The following is a 19,304-nucleotide window of genomic DNA, read 5'->3' as shown; positions in this document are numbered from 1 at the left end:
GGATGTATGCATCCGGATCCGGCTATATGTATTTGGTCTATATTTCAACCAAAATAACTGTAATGTTATCTTTCCCACCATTCTCATTAGCTTTCTCAACAAGACTGTCTACTGCTTTTTCTATAGAGCCGCTATGACGCACTATATACTCTATATCATCATCCTCAACCATGTTTGTAAGACCGTCACTGCACATAAGTATCTTATCATCCGGCTTTACATCTACCTCAAAATAATCTGCGTGAACTGTCTCGTCAATTCCTAAAGCTCTCGTAATAATATTCTTCTGTGGGTGTATCCTCGCCTGGCTTTCGGTGAGTTCACCCTTTTTGACCATTTCCTCTACCCATGAATGATCATTTGTTATCTGTTTTATATCATCACTTATGATGTACAGACGAGAATCCCCAATATTAGCAATATATAATGTATTATCCATAACAGTGCATGCTACCATAGTAGTTCCCATGCCCTCATATTCAACATTCGCTTTTGCTTCTGCAAGAACGGCATTATTGGCGACCTTTACCGCCTCCTCCAATGTCGTTACCGGTGTTATACTTTCGCTGTTTTTTATGGATTCAGCCATTTTCTCAACACAAAGCTTTGACGCATAATCTCCTGCTTTATGTCCACCCATGCCATCTGCTACAATAAACAGATTTTGGAAACCACCAACTGAATTTTCATTGCAGTAAACGGAATCCTGATTCATGGCTCGTTTGCTCCCGATATCAGTCTTTGCATATGCTTTCATCGTCGTTTCCTCCTCGTTCTTTATTTCTAAGCTGACCGCAGGCGGCATCAATATCCCTGCCCATCTCTCTTCTTATAGTAACATTAAATAGAATCGTCTTACAATCCCCCATTTATTAACCTCCTTGTTATATATGCGTCTTGTAATGCGTCTTACTATACAAGTACCACACATATTTAGAGCGTATATCATATAATTTTATCCATAATAAAAGGTTATCATTTCGACCTTTCCATATTAACATAAATAAAAGAATAGGGCAAGTCATTGCAACGATGTTTATTATATCATCATTAACTTATCCCTATTCTTATTTATTATTCTTTATAAATTATTCCTGTATATTCCCAAAGTAGTTTTGGACTTATATAAAAGTCGTATTGAGAAGACTCTTTTTCTTTATTCCATTTTGTATCAATTATTTTTTTCTTAAATGCAGTTCCTATTGGTAATTTCCCATTTATTATACCCTGTCGAATAAACTGTTGGTCTTTTCCCATTAATTTTGCTACTTCTTTAACAGGTATATTTTTCCCAGAAAAATCTGGCATAATATAATAAACTTTATTATTTAATTCCACTGCTTCCAAATCCACTTCTACTCACCTCATCTAAATGTTCTACTTCTTCAAACTGTACTGCTGGCTGAATCTTTTCAATTCTGAACTGACAAATGCGGTCATTTTTATTGATTGTAGTATCTTCTATAGCAATCACAGGCATCATCCACTGGTCAGTATCACCAGAGTATGAATTATCAATAATCCCCATGTGATTTGTCTGTATTACTTTAAAATTCTTATATGTAGAACTTCTTGGAACTACATGCGCCTCATAACCATCTGGTAGCTTCATCCCGACTCCGAGTGGAATTAGATGAAATTCACCTTTCTTCAGGTGTACTGTTTCGGCTGAACGAAGATCTATCCAATTAGATTTATCACCACCGATGTATTCAAGTTTATCAATATCTTTATCAAAATATTTAATCTTTATTGTTTCCATGATTTAATCTCCTTGTTGCTATTTTTCATTGTTTTATTTATAACTATATGTGCGAGTATGAGTAGGAATAGAAAATAGTAATGTATTGATATATTCTGCTCTATCTATCAATTTTGCATATTTATATCCCCATGCGAGTCCATTCACGACACTCCAACTTGTAGCTCCACTATCCCATGCATATATTTTACCATGTTCATATTTTGCAAAATATGCTTTTTTCCATTCATCATCTCTTTTTTTCTTTACTAAAATTGGACTATCTATAGTCATATCCTGCCAATTTATATATTTTTCACATTCTTTATCTAACCATTTTTTTCGCTGCTTACTACAATCTCTAAATCCATCAAAGGAACATTCTGAACAATCCATCTCTTTGCAAGATTTAATTTTTCCTATACCATTCACCAAACCAAAACTGTCACCACTTTTCAATGCAACATCAATGATTTTTTCTTTAAATTTTTCTCTGTTTGTCATAAATAAATCTCCTTTATATATTCTTCTCTAAATAGTCCAAATACTCGTCCCACTTATGAATATAATGATAATATTCCTTTATTTTCATGCCAAGTCTTTTCATTTCACCTCTCATCTCGTCCTGCTTTTTCTGAGATGTAGCCAGTGTTGTTAAAAATCTTTGTGATGTATGTACTAAGGATATAAGCTTGTTTTGAGGTAAATTTGAGGTTATAACTTTATACCTCTTTAAGTCTTCATCTGGTATTTTATAATTGGATTTTAGAAGATATTTTGTTGAAAAAGGTGAGCGATTAGATCCCGAAGTTAATGGTTTCAAAAGTTCTACAAGTTTGTCAATATTCTGATATTTGAATTTAAACAAGACTTCCTGATCCGTTTCTTCAACCTCAAATATTATATTCTCTGTATTACTTATATCTTTTTGAAACAATTCTATATCTTTAATTCTATAAGTGTTACGAGTTATAATCTTGTCATCTTTTTGTATCTCTGATATTGATATTTCTACATTACTAGGATTTATATATTTAGCATATATTTCTCTAACAATGTTTCGACCTCTTGAAAGTGATGGACAATAAAACTGTAGAGTTCCACGATTACCATAATAGAATATTTTAGAATTATTTGCACATTTGATATAAACATCTATGTCTTCATAAGTACCATTGAGTTTACGGTTAAAGTCGTTTAACTGTTTATCAAATTCACATTTGAGTGTATAAGTTCCTTTATATTTTTTAATGAGAAAATTACTCATTCTAAATGATCCTCTCCTTCCTCTTTAGAAATGCTGCATAATGCACACATCATAAAACCAGCTATAACTCCTATACATAACCCTAGAAACATTCCTATTAAAAATTTAATCATATATGCTCCTTTCTTTTCGTTTTTAATCACAGTACAAAATCATTTTATTTTTGGCAAGAGATTGTTTCACATCAATACAGTTTTGGTTTTTTGAACCTCTGAATTTCAATGATAGGTCTTTCTGCGCATCTATATATTCTCCGTCAACCATGATATTACATAACTTAATGATTTCTCTGCGTTTAAAATTATTTAATCCTTCTTGAGACCAACATGATAATTGTCCCCGAAAGATTTCTGAATAAGAATATCCCGTATACAACCAGATAGTTTTAGTTGGGAAAGAAATACGGATTTCTTTGACTAATTTGAGAACTTCATCAAGGTTATTTTCGTATAGTGGATCGCCACCACTGAAAGTAATGCCTGATATATAGTCTTTAGATAGTTCGTTAAATATCTCTTGTTTTGCTGATTCATCAAATGGAATGCCACTATCAGGATTCCAAGTTTGAGGATTTTGACAATTATAACAATGGTGAGAACAGCCTGAGAGCCATAAAACAACTCTCAGACCATCACCATTGTTCATATCGTCATGTGTAATATTATGATAATTGATATGAACCACACTCCTTACATTGAAACTCTATCTGCAATTTCTGCATTCTTAGCTTCGTTATATCTTGTCTCACCATGTACTCTTGTAAATCCCAAGTATCCGTTCATCCTGTCAATTTTAGTAATCATCTTGCTACCACACTTAGGACATATATCCATTTCTACTTGCTGATATCCGCAATCTTCACAGTAGCACATAGCAAGATTTACACCCTCATAAAAACCTTTATCCATTGCTCGAAGAATAAGCGTTTTAATTGCTTCTTTGTTATATCCTAGATTGTATCTGCAATACTGAATCTTTCCACCATTAAATAAATTCCAGAAACGTCCTTCTTTATCCTGTTTTTCAATAGGTGACATCTGTTCTGATACATGACAATGGAATGAATTACTTACATAAGGCTTGTCAGATACATTCTCAATGATTCCATAAATCTTGCGAAACTGTTCAATCTGAAGACCACACAACGATTCGGCAGGAGTGCCGTAAATTGCATATAAAATATGATCTTCCTCTTTAATCCGATTTGTATAATCGTTGATATATTGCATGACTTCTAATGCAAACTGCCCGTCTTCACGAATAGATTTACCATTATAAAGTCTTTGTAGTTCGTTCAATGCAGTAATTCCATAACTCATTGTCATTGGTGGGAGAATTGTTTTAATCTTATCTGTTGGCTTTAAATTACCACCAAGCAAACCACCTTCACAGAAAGCAACTGGATTTACACTTGCTCTTAATTCGCCAATATAATCATATGTTCTCTTATGTAATCCACGGATTAACTCAAGATAATAATCAAGAACTTCATAGAAATCTTTAGATTCTCTACGAGCTTTTGCAAGAATCATAGGAAGATGAAGAGAAACAACACCAAGATTGAAGCGTCCTTCAAACACTGGTGTATCACTTTCATCCGCTGGATGCATACCACCTCTTTCATACCAAGGTGATAAAAATGCTCTACACATGTTAATCATATGTTACCATATGCACTGACTAGCTTTTCCCTGTTGAGATGTCCTAATTCTCGTCATAGGGCGGTATCTTTGGGAGTTGGTGCTTATCTCCACTCCTACTCGGCTACACTCATCACCGATAGTCGATTGACCTTATTTGTAAGGCACAGCTTCATCTATGGTTCAGACGAATTTCTTCTCCCATAGACCTATCTGTTAGCAGTCGTATAGACCACACCTGTTAAGCAACAGTTAAATACCGTTTTACATGGGCTGATTTGCACTTACCCATAGGACTAACCACTTTACCATATTTTTTATACATTTCTGCAACATATCCATCACCAGTTAATGATAACCAGTCGGGGTACATTGTTTTACTACTACAATCAATTCCAGCATTAAATACATCTGCACTTGGATATTTATCTGAGCCATCACCATGAATATTTTTATCATATAAAAATACGATTTTAGGAAATAATACAGGACGTTTAAAGCCTTTCTTACCTTGTCCTTCTGAATGAACCTTAAGGAGCGAAATAGCTGCCATTTTACCAAATTTTGATGTTGCTAATCCAATTGTCATTGTGACAAAAGGATAATCCCCCCGACTTGATCCGACAGAGTTTAACTTCATTTCAATCCCTTGCCATCCCTGCTCAAAATCACGCTGGACTTTTTTATTAGCATATTCAGAAGCTTTTTCATCCCAATCTGTTCTATTTAATTCCGATATACAAATGCCTGATTCAGTTAAAATATTATAATGTTCCTGCTTATATTTTTGATAGCTTTTTTCTGCATATGGTACAAGAATTTTATCTACTTCTGGAACTGTAAATCCTCCATACTGTTGTGCAGCCGTTGAAAGAATAATATCTCCCATTACATCAAATGCTGTGTCAAGATAATTAGGTTCATTATACCAAATATTACCCATTTCAAAGCCACCATTCATAACCTTTCCAGCTCTAAACAAATCACAGTTAACCGTGTCAAGTCTTGCGCTTTCGTCATGAATATATATATATCCATCTTTACTAGCCTGTTTTTCCGCATATGTTAAAAAGAATTTTTTATATAATTCTCTACTTAGTTCATTATAAATTAAACTTCTTTTTGTTGCCACCAATGCTGAGTCTGTATTAGCGTTGCTTTTATCTCCAATATATCTGATAGACTGACTACGTTCATATACCTTGTCCATCATATGTACAAAGTCTTTTTTGTAGTTTCTATATTCCTTATACATTTTTGCAACCGTTGGAAAATCTTCTTCCAAAACAGATTCTACAATGTTATGCATATCGTAAATTTCAATATCTGTATCTTCATCGTAACTTTCATCTATTTTTGCTAATACATCGTTCAAAATTATTGCATAATCACTTTCTGATAATTCATACATAGCACGTCTAGCAGCTTTATTGCAAGCATTTATGATTTTTTGTTCGTTGTAAGGCTCTATTGTACCATCTTTTTTAATTACATTTGTCAATATGTATGTCCTCCTATTTAAATACTGTTAATCAATGCATATCCAAGTACACATACCGCAATAGCTGCCACGGCTTTCCAATCAATCTCAAACTCTATACAATCAAGCATATTAAACTTCATACTTTATAAATCTCCTCTCTCATCATCTGTCTGTTGATTCAAATTAAACCCTCTTGTATATCCTATTAGATATGTAATATACGACAAACAAATTGTTACAACCAACCACAGTATTATAAAAATTATTATAAATGTCTCCATTTAACTAAACCTTTATTGTTATAATAAAATCATATGTGGGTAAGGATTTTCACCCTACATGTACATTTTTATTGTACAGATCTTGGGCTACCAAGGATGAAGAACCACCGTACTCCCACTTAACTGATGGGCGATATTCCTTTATGTGTTACCAAATTTCTCTCTACTCGATAGCCATACTTGTGTCTACATATTCCACCACCACATATATTCATATAATATTATTCTAATTCAGGTCGATTATTTGTAATAAAAGTTCTTCGATACCATCTACTGCCTTTAAAATTCTGCATATTCTCAATTTTAGGTTTTATATCATTACCTAAAAGATAATATATCTGCTCTATATTAAGAAGAACATCAGCCATTTCTTCAATAAGATTGTCTATCACTTCTTCTTTTGTTTTTGGTGTCAGCCCATTGAGTGTTCTGCGATACTTTAAACAAGCCTGAGATAATTCAGAAGATTCTTCTGCCAACTGACATAAGATATTTTCAATACCTAAAACCTCAGCAATGTCTTCAATCTGTTTTCTTGTTGTAATATTGTTCATAATTTCCTCCTTAAGAAACCTTTTCACATTTATCAATAATATTTTTTACTGTTTGCCATTTTTCATCATAATTGCCGTTGACAATAAAATCTGCAAAATGTTCGATACCTACAAACTCTTTCTCATCATTTGATAGACGCTCATAAATGTCTTTCTGCTTATCTCCACGCATTCTCATATGTTCTATTCTCTTTTCTTCAGAACATTTTATGTAAATTACTACGAATTTTCGATCTATATTTTCCGATGAAACTAGGGTTTCAATGCCTTTTTTATCTATCACATATAGCTCACTTTCAAGTAATTGAGCGTGCCTAGACCAATAAAAATTTTTATTGAAGTAAGTATCTGCTGCAATTCCATCGTTTTCTTTATCAATGTAATAATTGCTTAGAGATACATATATATGGTCATTATCAGACGGATGACGTTTAGGACGAGTTGTATATGACTTTAAAACTTTATAATTATATTCATTATGTAATTTGTCCACTATCCATGTCTTTCCACTGCCTGATTTTCCACATATCAAATATAAATTTTTTAACATATATTATATTCTCCTATTCATGTGTGAAACCAACAACATGTCCATTATGTATAATTGCTGAATCATGATAAATTTCATATTTATTGATGATGTCTTCCAATGTTAAATTATCGTAATTTTTTATTTCTTTTTTAGATTTTCTTTTTACTGTAATCATATCGTATATATTCTCCTCTCAGTCTGCATAATTATCTGCTTCTTTCCAAGCTATTGCTAAATTTCCCAATGCATCTTTCAGAGCATTTATCATATTATTTACTTCATTGGTCTGATTAACGCACTCTTTTTTAATTCTATTTGCATCTTCCTTATTTTTAGTATTTTTTAAATCTTTAGATTCGTTTAAGAGCATAACAGCAATATTACATCTCTTTTCAACAGCATTAAATTTTGCCATAGCAACCTCCTTAATGTACAATATATTTTTTAACTTCTGTTTTAAATTTTCTACCAAGCTCATCATTGTTAGTCGTTATTATGATTGGATCGGATAAATCAAGTGAAAACATTCCCATAATAGACGATGCGTCTACCTCATAAATACTTTTAGGATTTCTTGCAATAATATCCATGTTATATTTACTTGCAATTGATACAAATTTCTTAGCATCTTCAATCATATTTAATAAAACTTTAAATTCCAACATTAAAACCTCCTAAATAAAAAAACAAAATATTAGTTACATTTATATATTCTCCGAAACTATCTCCAAAACTTCATAGTTCCATTAGAATCAAATTTTTCTGATATAATAGCTTTATAAGTATTGTCTTTATCAAATCCAACATTGCGAGTTTCAACACCTATAATTTTTCTATCAAATCTTCCTAAACTATCATTTCTTTCTCCTAGACACACAATATCATCATCTCTTACTGTGTCCTGAATCAACTTCTTTAGTTCTCTTCCTTTCAAATATTCTCTTTTCCTTTCTTCTTTTCTTCTTTAATTTTATTCAATGCATCTTTACGAGATATAAAAATACTAGCTTCTGCTTCAATTTCTGATATTAGATAGGCTGTATGATCCTTTTCATCACATCCTACGATATATGTGTCTTCTACTGTGCGTAACTTTATTTCTAATAAGTCGTATATTCCCACTTTTGGGAGTATACGAGTATAAAACACTATTTGTCCTATGGTAAATTCTTCTTTCATGAATTCCTCTTTCTTATGAATTATGTAACATCTTTATAAATTCGTTTTCAGTTATAATTGGGATATTTAAAGATTTTGCTTTCTTATTTTTAGAACTTGTTGAATTTATATCGTTGTTAATAAGATAATTTGTCTTAGAACTTACAGAACCTACTACTGTGCCGCCATGAGCCACTATATCAGTTTTTAATTCATCACGATTTTTGTAATGATTAACAGAACCAGTTACCACAAATGTTTTACCTTGTAATGTGTTTGAAGTTTCGTTTGATACAGATTTAGATTTTTCAAAAGTAAATTCCTTTGACAAGTCATATACCCATAATGAATTTTCATGCCACCATTTTGCCATTGAATTCATCATAACAACACCAAAGCCATTAATGGTTAATAATTTTTCTGGCGCAGATTTCATCAAAGCAATAAAATTATTAAAATTCTCTTCACATAATTTACTAATATCTTTACTTACTGATTTTCCGATTGATGGAATTGATAAACTATAGATAAATCTTTCTAAAGATGTATTGCGTGATTTCTCAATAGATAAAAGAAGTTTTTCAACAGATTTTTTACCAAAACCATTCAAGGTTTTTATCTCATTTTCGTGGTCTGATAGATGATATATGTCTTTAATTGAGTTTAGCCAACCAAGATTAATGAATTTCTCGATTGTAGATTCTGAAAGACCATCAATGTTAAGTGCGTTCTTACTAGCCGCATGTATAAGCTTACCAAGAAGCTCGCCCTTACAATTATCATTGGTACATACAAGTAATTCCGAGTTATTGTCTTTTATGATCTTAGTAGACTGACCACATATAGGACATTTATCTGGAATATTGATATATGATACATCTAAAACTAAATCGTCAAACTTGCTTGAATCAAATTGCTCTGCCCACCTTATAGCAGGAATAATCATATTGGCTTTATAAACGCTAATCTTCTGACCTTTCCAACTTCTTCCAAGAATCTCATTCATTACAGAAACATTATGAAGTGATGCACGACTAACTTCGCTTCCTTCAATATCTACTGTGTCAAAAATGGCTACAGGAGTTAATACGCCAGTTTTGCCACAACTCCATTTAATATCTCTCAATGTTGTTTCTACAGAATCGTTAAATATTTTGTAAGCGATTCCATTCCTGAAATGGTGACTTGTATTACCAAGTGATTTACCGTAAGTAATATCATCAAACTTAAATACAACACCATCTTGGGGAAGATTTTCTATTTCTGCAATATTAATAAAATTATCAATATGTATCTGTAACTGATTAAATTCATTTATTGTAATATCGTAACACGGAACTACATCGAATCCTAAATTCTGAGCATTTAATAATCTTTTGTAGAATGAATTATCACTATCTCCTTCAGCTACTTCCCACGCATACCAAGACAATTTCCTATCTTTTACAACCGATGTATCAAGACTTGATAATGTGCCTGCTGCTAAATTACGGCTATTCTTATATTCTTCATTTTTGTTAATCTCTGCAAAATCATCTACTTTAATTAGTGCTTCACCATCAATTATATAAGTTCCTTCCTTATTAATATGTAATGGAACATTAGTAAACTGTTTAACATGTTCTGTCACATCAGATCCAACTGTACCGTTCCCTCTGGATTCTGCCAAAATTAAATCACCATCTTTATAAGTGAGACGCACTGTTAAACCATCTAATTTTACAGAAGCCACAAGATTATGATTATTTGCAAATTTAACAATCTCTTCTGTGCTGTGACACTTTTCAAGTGAGAGCATTGGTGTTTTATGAGTGACTTCTTTTATATTGTCTAATACTGTTGCACCAACATTATGTGTCGGGCTATTAGATAATACAATACCAGTTTCTTCTTCCCACTGTCTTAATTTTTCAAGTTTATTATCAAACTCAGCATCACTCATAATAGGCTGTCCAGTATTGTAATAAGCTTCGGAAGCTTTATTGAGTTCATTGACTCTATCAACTATCTGATTTCTATTCATTGTTCTCCTTTCTAATTCCTATAAAATGAACATTTATTTATCGTCATATATAATTAACTCTTCTGCATACGGAAGCGACTCTACCCATTTAATAAAGGCTTCTGACCATTCTGTAAGCTTATGGTTTCTACGCTGAAAGTACATATTACGGATATTTTCATAATTCATTGTTATTGTACGCTTCTGTAACCAACTCTCAGGAAGCCAACGTATAAGCTCTTTCCAGTATCTCTTATCTTTCGTCTCAAGATACTTCTGACGAATATTTTCTAATACATAAATAATATCCTCTTCAAATGTTGAAATATTATCTAATCCGTCATTATTCTTTGGATTATCAGCAAGAGATAAGTTCCTGTCATAATCATCAATCTCAAAACAATCTAATGTAATTGGTGTTGTAGCAAGCTTGTGCATTGTACTCGTTGAGTTCGCAACCGTCCCTACCTTATACGTATCAAATTCTTTCCACCAATATAAAGGAGCTGTAATATCAACCGATACAAAAATCTGTCGCATAAACTTTCTATGCTCATTTCCTGCTTTAATAAGTGTCTGTGCAAGTTTCATATCATTTGCTCCAATTCTAAATTCATCACAATATTCTTCGTCACAATCCATATTTAAATGTGGGCAATCTTCACGACAACCATTCATACAATCATAATTTGTTCCACTATCACTTTTGTCCCAACTATTCTTAGGATTTCTCATTCCACGGAGACTGTGTTCAAATCCCCATACCTCTGTATTTTTAAATTTCAAATCTTAATCCTCCTACTTTTTAATTTCAATGAAAGTTTAGTTTACTGTGAATTTATTTAAATAACATCTTCAATTTCTCAATAAATGATTTATCTGATTTCACTTTTACAATCCTAACCCCGTAAACAGATTTTTCATTTAACTGTTCTAAAATTTTATTAAGTGTATTTGTATCTTTGACTCTAATCGTGACAAGTGGATAAATTGAAAACTGCTTTTGTTTCGTTTTAATAACTTCTACATTGTTTTTGGCTAATACTCCAAAAATATTCTTATCGTCAGACATACAATCTGTATACTGTAAAATTACTTTCATTCTCTGCCTCCTAATCTCCACATGAAATAATGGTTTAATTGTTCTTTTCACTCTTTAGCTTATTAAATATTTTTGAAAGATATCTCTTCTGCCATTTTGAAAAATTAACATTGTACATTTTTTCAAATAGTTCTATACCATCTCTTTCAAACATTCTTTTATAAGACCATAATTTATCTTTTTCAGTTGTGTTCTTGTTATCTTTAAAATCATCACGCATTACTACTCCGTCTTCACGAATAATTTTTATTCTTGAATTTGGACAACTCATGCAATCATCTACATAACATAATCCAAACGGATCATATTCTGCACATTTTTTCTGGTCACAAATTTTTATAATTAGCTTATATTCTGTAACTGCTCTATCATTCATCATATACGACCTCCAAATCTTCCAAAGAAACTGTCGTTTATTGCTACTTTTTATTTATGTTTGTCTATGTATTCTTTTACATCTTTTTCAAGTTCTCCAAGTCTACTACCAGCATACTGAATCATATGTATAAGCCTATCTTTTTCATTTTTATAATACTCAGCAACCTCATCAATAATTTTAATATCTCCTTGTCTTGGTTTATAATGAGTACACATATAACATTCATCTGCTATATTTAATCCAATATTCCCATCCTTATCACCAAATGCACCATAAGGACAACTACTTCCCTGTGAACCATCACTATATTTTTTAATTTTCACGCATTCACAGTTAGGGAATCTTTCCTTATATGCAGCTCTTTCCTGTGGTGAATACATACAATACTGCTTACATTTATTATGTGGTAATTCATCTAATTCATAATCTATATAATCCTGTGGCTTCATATTGCAACCCGCACATGCTCCATATGAATTTCTATTAAATACCAACTCACGACTTTCAAGTGGAAGATTATGTAAATATGAAGACATTTCATTGTCATATAGATAAGAATCATCATACATGTCATTATCATCTAACGATTTCATGTTCCAAATAGGTTTATCTCTTGTAGATTCCTCATAACAAGCATCGCAAAGCTGAAGGCTTGTACTAAAATTATCAAAATAACTACCATATCCTCTACTTCCGATATTGATTTTTTGTATCTTATCTTTCTTTTTTAGACACTTGTAACATAAATTTTTAGTATCTCTAATTGCCAAAATACCTTTTGAATTCATATTTTCTCCTTTCTATGCAATAAATAACGGACAATAAATCCGTCTTTCATTGGCTTTTTGAGTCTCTGAAACGCCCTATTTATGGGCATTCCAGAAATCATCTATTGTATTATTCTCTACAGTTTGGCTAATAAACTCTTAATTGGCTCTCTATTCATATTTTCTTTAGCCCATGATATGTAACTTGGATCTGACTGAGCAACATCAATAAGCTTCTCGCCACTGTGTTTTCCAAAGTTCAAAACATAATCCTCTAACTTAACGACTTCCTTTTTTGGTACTTCAAATCCATCAAACAGAACTTCAATATCTTTACGACTTGCAAGGTAGTCTGCTAAATGTAAAATTGTCTGATATTTGTTTTTAGGCAATGGCAATACCGTTGAACTTCTTTTATCAGTATTCCATGCACCCATATGGCTCTCAATTGTAGTTGCAATCATTTCGATTTCTTCATCAGAAAGTTCATTGCCTTTTAACTCACGAATAACATCAGCTGCTAAAAGAGGATGATCAAACTTTGTATATTTATTTTTTGTGAAGTCATCATCATTTCCGCTTTTTCGTGAATCATGCATCATTCCTGCAACTCTCATTAAATCTTTCTCTCTTTGAGTAAAATTCTTGCCAAAGCAATCAACCGCAAAAATATGATTTAAGAATCTTACCAAAGCACATGTATGTCTTGCCAATCCTAAATCGCCAAGAGCATATTGAGGATGATATTTTCCCGTACTTGACGCACCTACATTCCAAAAATAATCTGGGATTGTTTCAATACATCTTTCTGCAAATTTTCTAATATCTTCTGACTCAATTGTGTTTAAAATCGAATCAAAAATGTTTGACTTACTATTCATATATTCTCCTATTCTGCTTTCATAAATATCTGTAGCATTGTTTTTCTATCAAAATTTTCCTTCTTTTTAAGTGCATTATTTACTGTACGAATTTCTCCGAGGTGATAACATTTTTCTTTTGCTCTACTTTCTCCTACATATAACAAATTGGAATTCAACATGAAGGTATGTGCTTTAGGCGTAATTAAAACAACCACCTTGAACTGACCACCCTGAGATTTGTGTGTGCTGATAGCATAAGCTAATCGAATATTTTTCATAGAACTTTTTGGGATATAAATAAGCGTTCCATCATAATCAACAACCATTGCATCTTTTAGAATTTTTACAACTCTACCAGATTCACCATTAGCAATAAATGTTGTATTTTTATCATCAATATATTCCTCATTATAGATAATTGCTTTGTAATCATTAGCATAGTTCATTACAATGTCATTCAATCTGAATTCTGTATCTCCAAATGTAATTTTCGCTTTCGGATTAGAATTAACTGCGTTTTGTATCTTCTTATTTAATGCTACTGTTCCATAATCACCTACGTTATAGCAAGATAATACTGCAATATCATCAACAGAATATCCTTTGGATAATAATGTCTGATAAAGTTTTACAGTATATCCAACAAGTTGATCTTGAAGAATCGGCATAAATATATATGACTGATCTTCACCAAACACTTGCATACCTGTTTTGGTCTTGTCTAAATATTCAGTACCAGTTCGTGTATCTGTAGCAACAGTAGATAAACCACCTTTACCATAACGGAACACCTTATCAAGCGTGATAGTAGGAATATCCTCACATTTCAACAAATCATAAAGTACATTGCCAGCACCAACAGAAGGAATCTGTGCATCATCACCAATAAGAAGTAATTTTGTTTTTTCAAAATCTATAGCTTCAAGCAATTTTCTGAAAAGAAAAATATCTACCATTGAAAACTCATCCACAATTACTACATCATATGGTAATTTATTCTCTTCATTAAATCCCCAATCAGTAGGTGGCATATACATAAGACCTCTATGAATTGTCATAACATTTTCATTTGTAAAACCTGACAGTACCTTTGCAGCTCTACCAGTTGGTGCTAAAAGTAAATGCCTTTTGTTATAAGCATTTAACATATTTACAAATGCCTGTGTACTTGAAGATTTACCACTACCACCATATCCAACAAGAAGAACAATGTTATTTTCACACATATATTGTGATGTTTTACACTGATTCTCAGTCAGTTTAAAACCATCAAGTTCCTGAAACTTTGAACAATCACAATCCCATTTTGTATGTATCTGTAATCCTTCTTTAATCCTATCTGATATATATTTCTCTGTTTCATATGTTTCTTTTTTACATACACTTAATAATTCTCTATCAAATATAACATCATTCTCACCTTTTAATATGAGTGGCAAATTATTTTTTGCTTCTGGAACTAAAACATCAAACTGTTTCTTCAAATCACCAACATGCATATATGTATTGCCATTGTTCTCATTTTCATCAAGTAAATAGTCTACACATGCTTTTGCTCTTTGGTATGATGTAATCAAATCAAATCCAAAAAACAATACTGGTTTCTTTCCATTTTTTTGACATTCCTTGCCATCTTTATCAAGGGTAAGTAATAATGAATCGGCGGTCTTAAAACCAATTCCACCAAGTCTACATAAACATTGATAAGGTTCTTCTCTGATAACTTCCTTGATTTTATCTACTGATGTATATTTGTCATACAACTTTTTTACTGTTGAAAGATTGAATAAACCTCTGAACTCTTCAACAATCTCAGCTAACTTGAAATTTTCTATAACTTTATTTTTAATGACATTGAATGTATAATCCTTGATTCCTTTAGTCTTATTCAAATCAATATCATCTAATCTGTTATTCATAATCCTATCTACAATATCAGGGTACGCTTCAAGTAATACATCCGTTTGATTTGGTGTTAATATTTCATATAAGAAATTTCTTGTTGCTGCTAATGTAGTAGGTTTCTCTCTTTTAATATTGATTACATCGTATCCGACTCCATGAGAATCGGATACCTCCTTTGCTTTTACAATGTAATCAACTCCAAGATTAAGTTCTGAAATATTACCTTTAATAGTTGCTGTGCCATATTTGCCAATCTGTACATCAGGATATTCAAATGAATTGACAGAAACGCCATATATTTTGAAGTCAGTAGAATTATATACAAGTCTTTCTGGTACACATTTAAACTCAATTATTTTATCCAACTTTACATCTCCTTCTAATATACGTCCCACTTCTTTACTATTCTCTCTTTTTCATCTGTTTTAATCCAATCGCCACCAACCTTCTTCATTTTATTTCTCTCACCAAATTCTTTTACATTGATGACATTACCTGCTATAAATGGGGATTCAATAAATGACTTTCCAGAAGTGATTTTTGTTTTAAGATACTCACCATCTCTCATGTTATAAAGCATAAGGTATGGTTTTGTTTTATCCTTATAGAACTTACACTCAAGAACATAATACATATCTTTTGGTGCTTTCGGATTTTTATACATTATGTTTCCAAGATACTCTTGTTCATATACAATCTGTTCTTTTATTGATAATGGCTTATTCTCTAAACCGCTTATCATAAGTTTAACAAGTTTGTCTTTATCAACATTACTATACTGTTTAGGTGTCTCTTTCTCTGCACATTTTCTTACATCTTCTTCTCTAATGTTCAGTGATACAATTTTATCTTTTTTCAATTTCTTGCATTTTCCTAACAAATTGTACATATCAATAATTGATAGTAAATATTTATTCTTGCCAAACTCAGAAAAGAAATTTAGTGTTGTAAGAATATGTAATTGTCTATCATCCACAGATGTTTTTGATATAATATCAGAAAGTAAATCGACAAAATTATCATAATGATTTTTAGACAATTCATATAATTCGTCTGCGATCTGATCATTACAATATTTTATAGAAGAGATTCCTTGATAAATGGCATTTTCGTCTTTATCCATAAAATACTGTGCTTTGGATTTGCCAAATTTTATTCCTTTGATTTCTATTCCCTGTGATTTGATATATTCTTTGATATTTGACATTTTTTCATTATTGTCTACATAAACATTTAATGCTGATGTTAATAGCTCAATCTTATGGTAATACCTTAACCATCCAATAAATAGACCTATCATACTATATGGAACGGAATGATTTCGTGAAAATAAATAATTAGATGCATCTTCGATTACTATCAAGAATGATTTTATAGTTTCTTTTGCCTCAGCTTCTGTCATTCCATACTTCTCTTGTGCAATTGCAATAAATCCTGGAATATATCTATCATCTTTATTACCGTGAATATCTACCATATATCCACCATTTTCAATAATAGGTATATCTGCTTCAGTACCTGTTTTCTTAGCAAAATGTCTACGGACAATATCTGCTTGTCCCATAGTAAAGCCACAGAAATCATGTAAGAAATCAATAATCTGTTCCTGATATACTAAATAACCAAGTGTAGGTTTTAAAAACTCATTAAGTGCTTCATTGCCATTGTCCTTGTAAATACCATTAAATAACTGCTCTCTATAAGATTCACCTGCTGGTCTAATAGCACCACTAACCATAGCCATTACATCAAGATATGAGATATTATCATTCTGTGCTTTAATATTCTCCAAAGTTTCCTTACTAAGTGTTCTTTTTAATGAATCACTTGCAAAACCACTTTCAAACTGGAATATCAATGTAGTATCTTTTGCTATTGAGTTAATAACATTTTCATCTGAGAAATTAACCTTATCAGGTGTTAAATAATCTATACCTGCCAGTTTACAAGCACCATCAATTAATCCAACAGCATTTAATCCTAACAAATCTAACTTTACATAATTTAAAGAATCAATTTCGTGCATGTCTATTTGGCTTACAGGACGTGGATCTGATGTAATAGATAATGTTCCAAAATCATATCTTATATCTGTAGGACTACAAACAATTCCTGCTGCATGTCTGCCAAGTGATGTAATCGTGCCAATTACCATATCAACATATTTAAACATTTCTGGATATTGTTCTCTGATTTTTCCTGGCATATAATCTTTGCCTTTATCATCAGTTTCTACCATATTTGATAATTCTTGTGTTTGATCAGGAGTCATTCCATATGCTCTACCGACATCTTTTATTGCTGCTTTTAACTGAATTGTATTAAAAGTAATAATGTTGCAACAATACAAACCTTCCTTATTAAATAGATACTCACGCACTTTATATCTATCTTCTGCGTAAATATCAGTATCTACATCAGCCAATGACATTCTTTCAGGATTCATAAATCGTGAGAAGTTAAGCTTATATTTAACTGAATCAACATCAGTACATTTAATCAAATATGCAATCTCACTACCAGATACAGAACCTCTTGAACATCCATAGTGCATATTATTTTTCAGCAGCCAATTCTTGTAATCTGAATCGAGTAACATAAAATCAATAGCGTCATTATGTTTGTATGTTTCTAACTCTTCCTGTATCCTTGGAATATACTCTGTTTTATAATTTGGGAGTTTGCTTATTCCACGTTCTTTTACACCTTGAACTATTCGTGCCTTAAATTCTTTCTCAGCATCAGGATATAATCTTGGATATTTATTACTATAGTCCAATTCATATGATTCAATATTATCTGCGAATCTATTTGTTTCTTCGATTGCATCAAGATAAATTGATTTTGGTAATGCATTCTGTAATTCAAAGGCAGTAACCATATCATCATAAGATTTCCATGATAAATCACACGCATCCTCATCATGGAAATTAACATTTTTTGATTTCTGCATTACTGCTCTACCCATCATATGATCCTTATCAATAGCATGTACATCGCTTGTAGCAATAAGCTTCATTCCATATTTCTGAGCAATTCTATACAAATACTGATTGTAATAAATCTGAACGTCAAAATTATGTGGCTGTATTTCCAACCAACATCTATGCTTATTTTTAATAAGGAATTTCAGAAATCTTTCCTGTACTTCTTTCGTTCCTTTGCATAACATACCTGCAACACAAGCTGTTAATACTAAAATATTATCTGATGTATTCTCAAGTTCCTCTAAAGTAATTCGTGGATTATAATAAAAATGACCATCATTACGATTAAATGAATCAGAAGAAAGTTTGTTAAGTTCTAATACCCCATCATAATTCTTTGCGTATAAGCAACAATGATAGTTGTCTCTTTGCAGATTACCCATATCAATTTTTTCTGTTACATAGAATTCTTCTGCATTAATATATTTCAACCCAGCCTTTTCACATGCCTGTCTTTTTGCAACATTATGAAGGACTGCGCCATGCTCTGTAAAAGCAATGGCTTTCATTCCTTCTGATTTTGCTTTGTCAATATAAGCTTGAAAAGGGGTGATTGAGTCAACTTCAAGACCGCTATATGGGTTAGAATCCATACTATGTAAATGTAATACTGTTAAATTGCTCAACTTCTCACCTACCTATA

General features: G+C 31.8%; 23 protein-coding genes and 1 pseudogene. All 24 read right to left on the bottom strand.

The features are described 5' to 3' along the window. Positions 1-37 precede the first annotated feature (37 nt). The 24 genes and pseudogenes from DWZ63_RS13725 to DWZ63_RS13620 all read right to left on the bottom strand — a co-directional run bounded on the left by DWZ63_RS13725 (position 38) and on the right by DWZ63_RS13620 (position 19,287). Entirely contained in the window at positions 38-757 is a 720-nt protein-coding gene (locus tag DWZ63_RS13725; protein ID WP_118500181.1) for a Stp1/IreP family PP2C-type Ser/Thr phosphatase, read from the bottom strand. Continuing rightward, positions 735-869, bottom strand: a complete 135-nt coding sequence (locus DWZ63_RS16155; protein WP_270466965.1) for a hypothetical protein — start codon at positions 867-869, stop codon at positions 735-737. Before DWZ63_RS16155 ends, DWZ63_RS13725 begins: the two co-directional genes overlap by 23 nt. 205 nt (positions 870-1,074) lie before the next feature. Beyond that, on the bottom strand, positions 1,075-1,353 hold the full coding sequence (locus DWZ63_RS13720; RefSeq protein WP_243020639.1) for a hypothetical protein: 279 nt from the start codon (positions 1,351-1,353) through the stop codon (positions 1,075-1,077). Beyond that, positions 1,325-1,762: a dUTP diphosphatase gene (locus tag DWZ63_RS13715; protein ID WP_118500180.1), complete on the bottom strand. Its 438-nt coding sequence runs from the start codon at positions 1,760-1,762 to the stop codon at positions 1,325-1,327. Before DWZ63_RS13715 ends, DWZ63_RS13720 begins: the two co-directional genes overlap by 29 nt. A 33-nt stretch (positions 1,763-1,795) precedes the next feature. After that, complete coding sequence (locus DWZ63_RS13710) at positions 1,796-2,245, bottom strand: hypothetical protein (protein WP_118500179.1); 450 nt, start codon at positions 2,243-2,245, stop codon at positions 1,796-1,798. Between the two features lie 13 nt (positions 2,246-2,258). After that, positions 2,259-3,008: a hypothetical protein gene (locus DWZ63_RS13705; RefSeq protein WP_118500178.1), complete on the bottom strand. Its 750-nt coding sequence runs from the start codon at positions 3,006-3,008 to the stop codon at positions 2,259-2,261. Between the two features lie 135 nt (positions 3,009-3,143). After that, positions 3,144-3,692, bottom strand: coding sequence for an anaerobic ribonucleoside-triphosphate reductase activating protein (nrdG, locus tag DWZ63_RS13700; RefSeq protein ID WP_347474867.1), 549 nt, complete (start codon positions 3,690-3,692; stop codon positions 3,144-3,146). A 5-nt stretch (positions 3,693-3,697) separates the two neighbouring features. Further along, positions 3,698-4,657, bottom strand: a pseudogene (nrdD, locus tag DWZ63_RS13695) (anaerobic ribonucleoside-triphosphate reductase); the annotation flags it as partial. 232 nt (positions 4,658-4,889) lie between these two features. Further along, positions 4,890-6,149 carry an anaerobic ribonucleoside-triphosphate reductase gene (gene nrdD / locus DWZ63_RS13690; RefSeq protein WP_347474866.1) on the bottom strand — a complete coding sequence of 420 codons (1,260 nt, stop codon included), beginning with the start codon at positions 6,147-6,149 and terminating at the stop codon, positions 4,890-4,892. A gap of 484 nt (positions 6,150-6,633) precedes the next feature. Further along, a complete protein-coding gene (locus DWZ63_RS13685) occupies positions 6,634-6,966 on the bottom strand; it encodes a hypothetical protein (protein WP_118500177.1) in 333 nt (110 codons plus the stop codon). A gap of 10 nt (positions 6,967-6,976) precedes the next feature. Then, positions 6,977-7,516, bottom strand: coding sequence for an AAA family ATPase (locus tag DWZ63_RS13680; protein WP_118500176.1), 540 nt, complete (start codon positions 7,514-7,516; stop codon positions 6,977-6,979). 13 nt (positions 7,517-7,529) lie between these two features. Then, positions 7,530-7,673, bottom strand: a complete 144-nt coding sequence (locus DWZ63_RS15815; protein ID WP_182431534.1) for a hypothetical protein — start codon at positions 7,671-7,673, stop codon at positions 7,530-7,532. 18 nt (positions 7,674-7,691) lie between these two features. Continuing rightward, positions 7,692-7,913, bottom strand: a complete 222-nt coding sequence (locus DWZ63_RS13675; protein WP_118500175.1) for a hypothetical protein — start codon at positions 7,911-7,913, stop codon at positions 7,692-7,694. 10 nt (positions 7,914-7,923) lie between these two features. Continuing rightward, positions 7,924-8,163, bottom strand: a complete 240-nt coding sequence (locus DWZ63_RS13670; protein ID WP_118500174.1) for an HPr family phosphocarrier protein — start codon at positions 8,161-8,163, stop codon at positions 7,924-7,926. A gap of 56 nt (positions 8,164-8,219) precedes the next feature. Beyond that, complete coding sequence (locus DWZ63_RS13665; protein WP_118500173.1) at positions 8,220-8,432, bottom strand: hypothetical protein; 213 nt, start codon at positions 8,430-8,432, stop codon at positions 8,220-8,222. Next, complete coding sequence (locus DWZ63_RS13660; protein WP_118500172.1) at positions 8,429-8,677, bottom strand: hypothetical protein; 249 nt, start codon at positions 8,675-8,677, stop codon at positions 8,429-8,431. The genes DWZ63_RS13665 and DWZ63_RS13660 overlap by 4 nt, the downstream gene beginning before the upstream one ends. A gap of 13 nt (positions 8,678-8,690) precedes the next feature. Continuing rightward, on the bottom strand, positions 8,691-10,679 hold the full coding sequence (gene ligA / locus DWZ63_RS13655; protein WP_118500171.1) for an NAD-dependent DNA ligase LigA: 1,989 nt from the start codon (positions 10,677-10,679) through the stop codon (positions 8,691-8,693). Between the two features lie 33 nt (positions 10,680-10,712). After that, positions 10,713-11,444 (bottom strand): hypothetical protein, encoded by a 732-nt coding sequence (locus DWZ63_RS13650; RefSeq protein ID WP_243020637.1) that lies wholly within the window; start codon positions 11,442-11,444, stop codon positions 10,713-10,715. 52 nt (positions 11,445-11,496) lie between these two features. Further along, on the bottom strand, positions 11,497-11,760 hold the full coding sequence (locus tag DWZ63_RS13645; RefSeq protein ID WP_118500170.1) for a hypothetical protein: 264 nt from the start codon (positions 11,758-11,760) through the stop codon (positions 11,497-11,499). Between the two features lie 34 nt (positions 11,761-11,794). Next, complete coding sequence (locus DWZ63_RS13640) at positions 11,795-12,139, bottom strand: hypothetical protein (RefSeq protein WP_118500169.1); 345 nt, start codon at positions 12,137-12,139, stop codon at positions 11,795-11,797. A 47-nt stretch (positions 12,140-12,186) separates the two neighbouring features. Continuing rightward, positions 12,187-12,927, bottom strand: coding sequence for a hypothetical protein (locus DWZ63_RS13635; RefSeq protein ID WP_118500168.1), 741 nt, complete (start codon positions 12,925-12,927; stop codon positions 12,187-12,189). A 116-nt stretch (positions 12,928-13,043) separates the two neighbouring features. Continuing rightward, positions 13,044-13,787 carry an HD domain-containing protein gene (locus DWZ63_RS13630; protein WP_118500167.1) on the bottom strand — a complete coding sequence of 248 codons (744 nt, stop codon included), beginning with the start codon at positions 13,785-13,787 and terminating at the stop codon, positions 13,044-13,046. 8 nt (positions 13,788-13,795) lie between these two features. Beyond that, a complete protein-coding gene (locus DWZ63_RS13625; protein ID WP_182431533.1) occupies positions 13,796-16,039 on the bottom strand; it encodes an AAA family ATPase in 2,244 nt (747 codons plus the stop codon). 14 nt (positions 16,040-16,053) lie between these two features. Beyond that, entirely contained in the window at positions 16,054-19,287 is a 3,234-nt protein-coding gene (locus tag DWZ63_RS13620; RefSeq protein ID WP_147353240.1) for a PHP domain-containing protein, read from the bottom strand. Between the last annotated feature and the right edge of the window lie 17 nt (positions 19,288-19,304).

It is taken from the genome of Clostridium sp. AF34-13, assembly GCF_003477845.1.
In the GTDB taxonomy this organism is placed as follows: domain Bacteria; phylum Bacillota; class Clostridia; order Lachnospirales; family Lachnospiraceae; genus Butyribacter; species Butyribacter intestini.
This window is presented reverse-complemented; position numbering and strand designations above follow the sequence as displayed.

Coding starts and splice junctions, on each gene's coding strand:
- DWZ63_RS13725 (WP_118500181.1), bottom strand. CDS start 757: ATGAAAGCATATGCAAAGACTGATATCGGGAGCAAACGAGCCATGAAT.
- DWZ63_RS16155 (WP_270466965.1), bottom strand. CDS start 869: ATGGGGGATTGTAAGACGATTCTATTTAATGTTACTATAAGAAGAGAG.
- DWZ63_RS13715 (WP_118500180.1), bottom strand. CDS start 1,762: ATGGAAACAATAAAGATTAAATATTTTGATAAAGATATTGATAAACTT.
- DWZ63_RS13710 (WP_118500179.1), bottom strand. CDS start 2,245: ATGACAAACAGAGAAAAATTTAAAGAAAAAATCATTGATGTTGCATTG.
- DWZ63_RS13705 (WP_118500178.1), bottom strand. CDS start 3,008: ATGAGTAATTTTCTCATTAAAAAATATAAAGGAACTTATACACTCAAA.
- DWZ63_RS13685 (WP_118500177.1), bottom strand. CDS start 6,966: ATGAACAATATTACAACAAGAAAACAGATTGAAGACATTGCTGAGGTT.
- DWZ63_RS13680 (WP_118500176.1), bottom strand. CDS start 7,516: ATGTTAAAAAATTTATATTTGATATGTGGAAAATCAGGCAGTGGAAAG.
- DWZ63_RS15815 (WP_182431534.1), bottom strand. CDS start 7,673: ATGATTACAGTAAAAAGAAAATCTAAAAAAGAAATAAAAAATTACGAT.
- DWZ63_RS13675 (WP_118500175.1), bottom strand. CDS start 7,913: ATGGCAAAATTTAATGCTGTTGAAAAGAGATGTAATATTGCTGTTATG.
- DWZ63_RS13670 (WP_118500174.1), bottom strand. CDS start 8,163: ATGTTGGAATTTAAAGTTTTATTAAATATGATTGAAGATGCTAAGAAA.
- DWZ63_RS13660 (WP_118500172.1), bottom strand. CDS start 8,677: ATGAAAGAAGAATTTACCATAGGACAAATAGTGTTTTATACTCGTATA.
- ligA (WP_118500171.1), bottom strand. CDS start 10,679: ATGAATAGAAATCAGATAGTTGATAGAGTCAATGAACTCAATAAAGCT.
- DWZ63_RS13645 (WP_118500170.1), bottom strand. CDS start 11,760: ATGAAAGTAATTTTACAGTATACAGATTGTATGTCTGACGATAAGAAT.
- DWZ63_RS13640 (WP_118500169.1), bottom strand. CDS start 12,139: ATGATGAATGATAGAGCAGTTACAGAATATAAGCTAATTATAAAAATT.
- DWZ63_RS13635 (WP_118500168.1), bottom strand. CDS start 12,927: ATGAATTCAAAAGGTATTTTGGCAATTAGAGATACTAAAAATTTATGT.
- DWZ63_RS13630 (WP_118500167.1), bottom strand. CDS start 13,787: ATGAATAGTAAGTCAAACATTTTTGATTCGATTTTAAACACAATTGAG.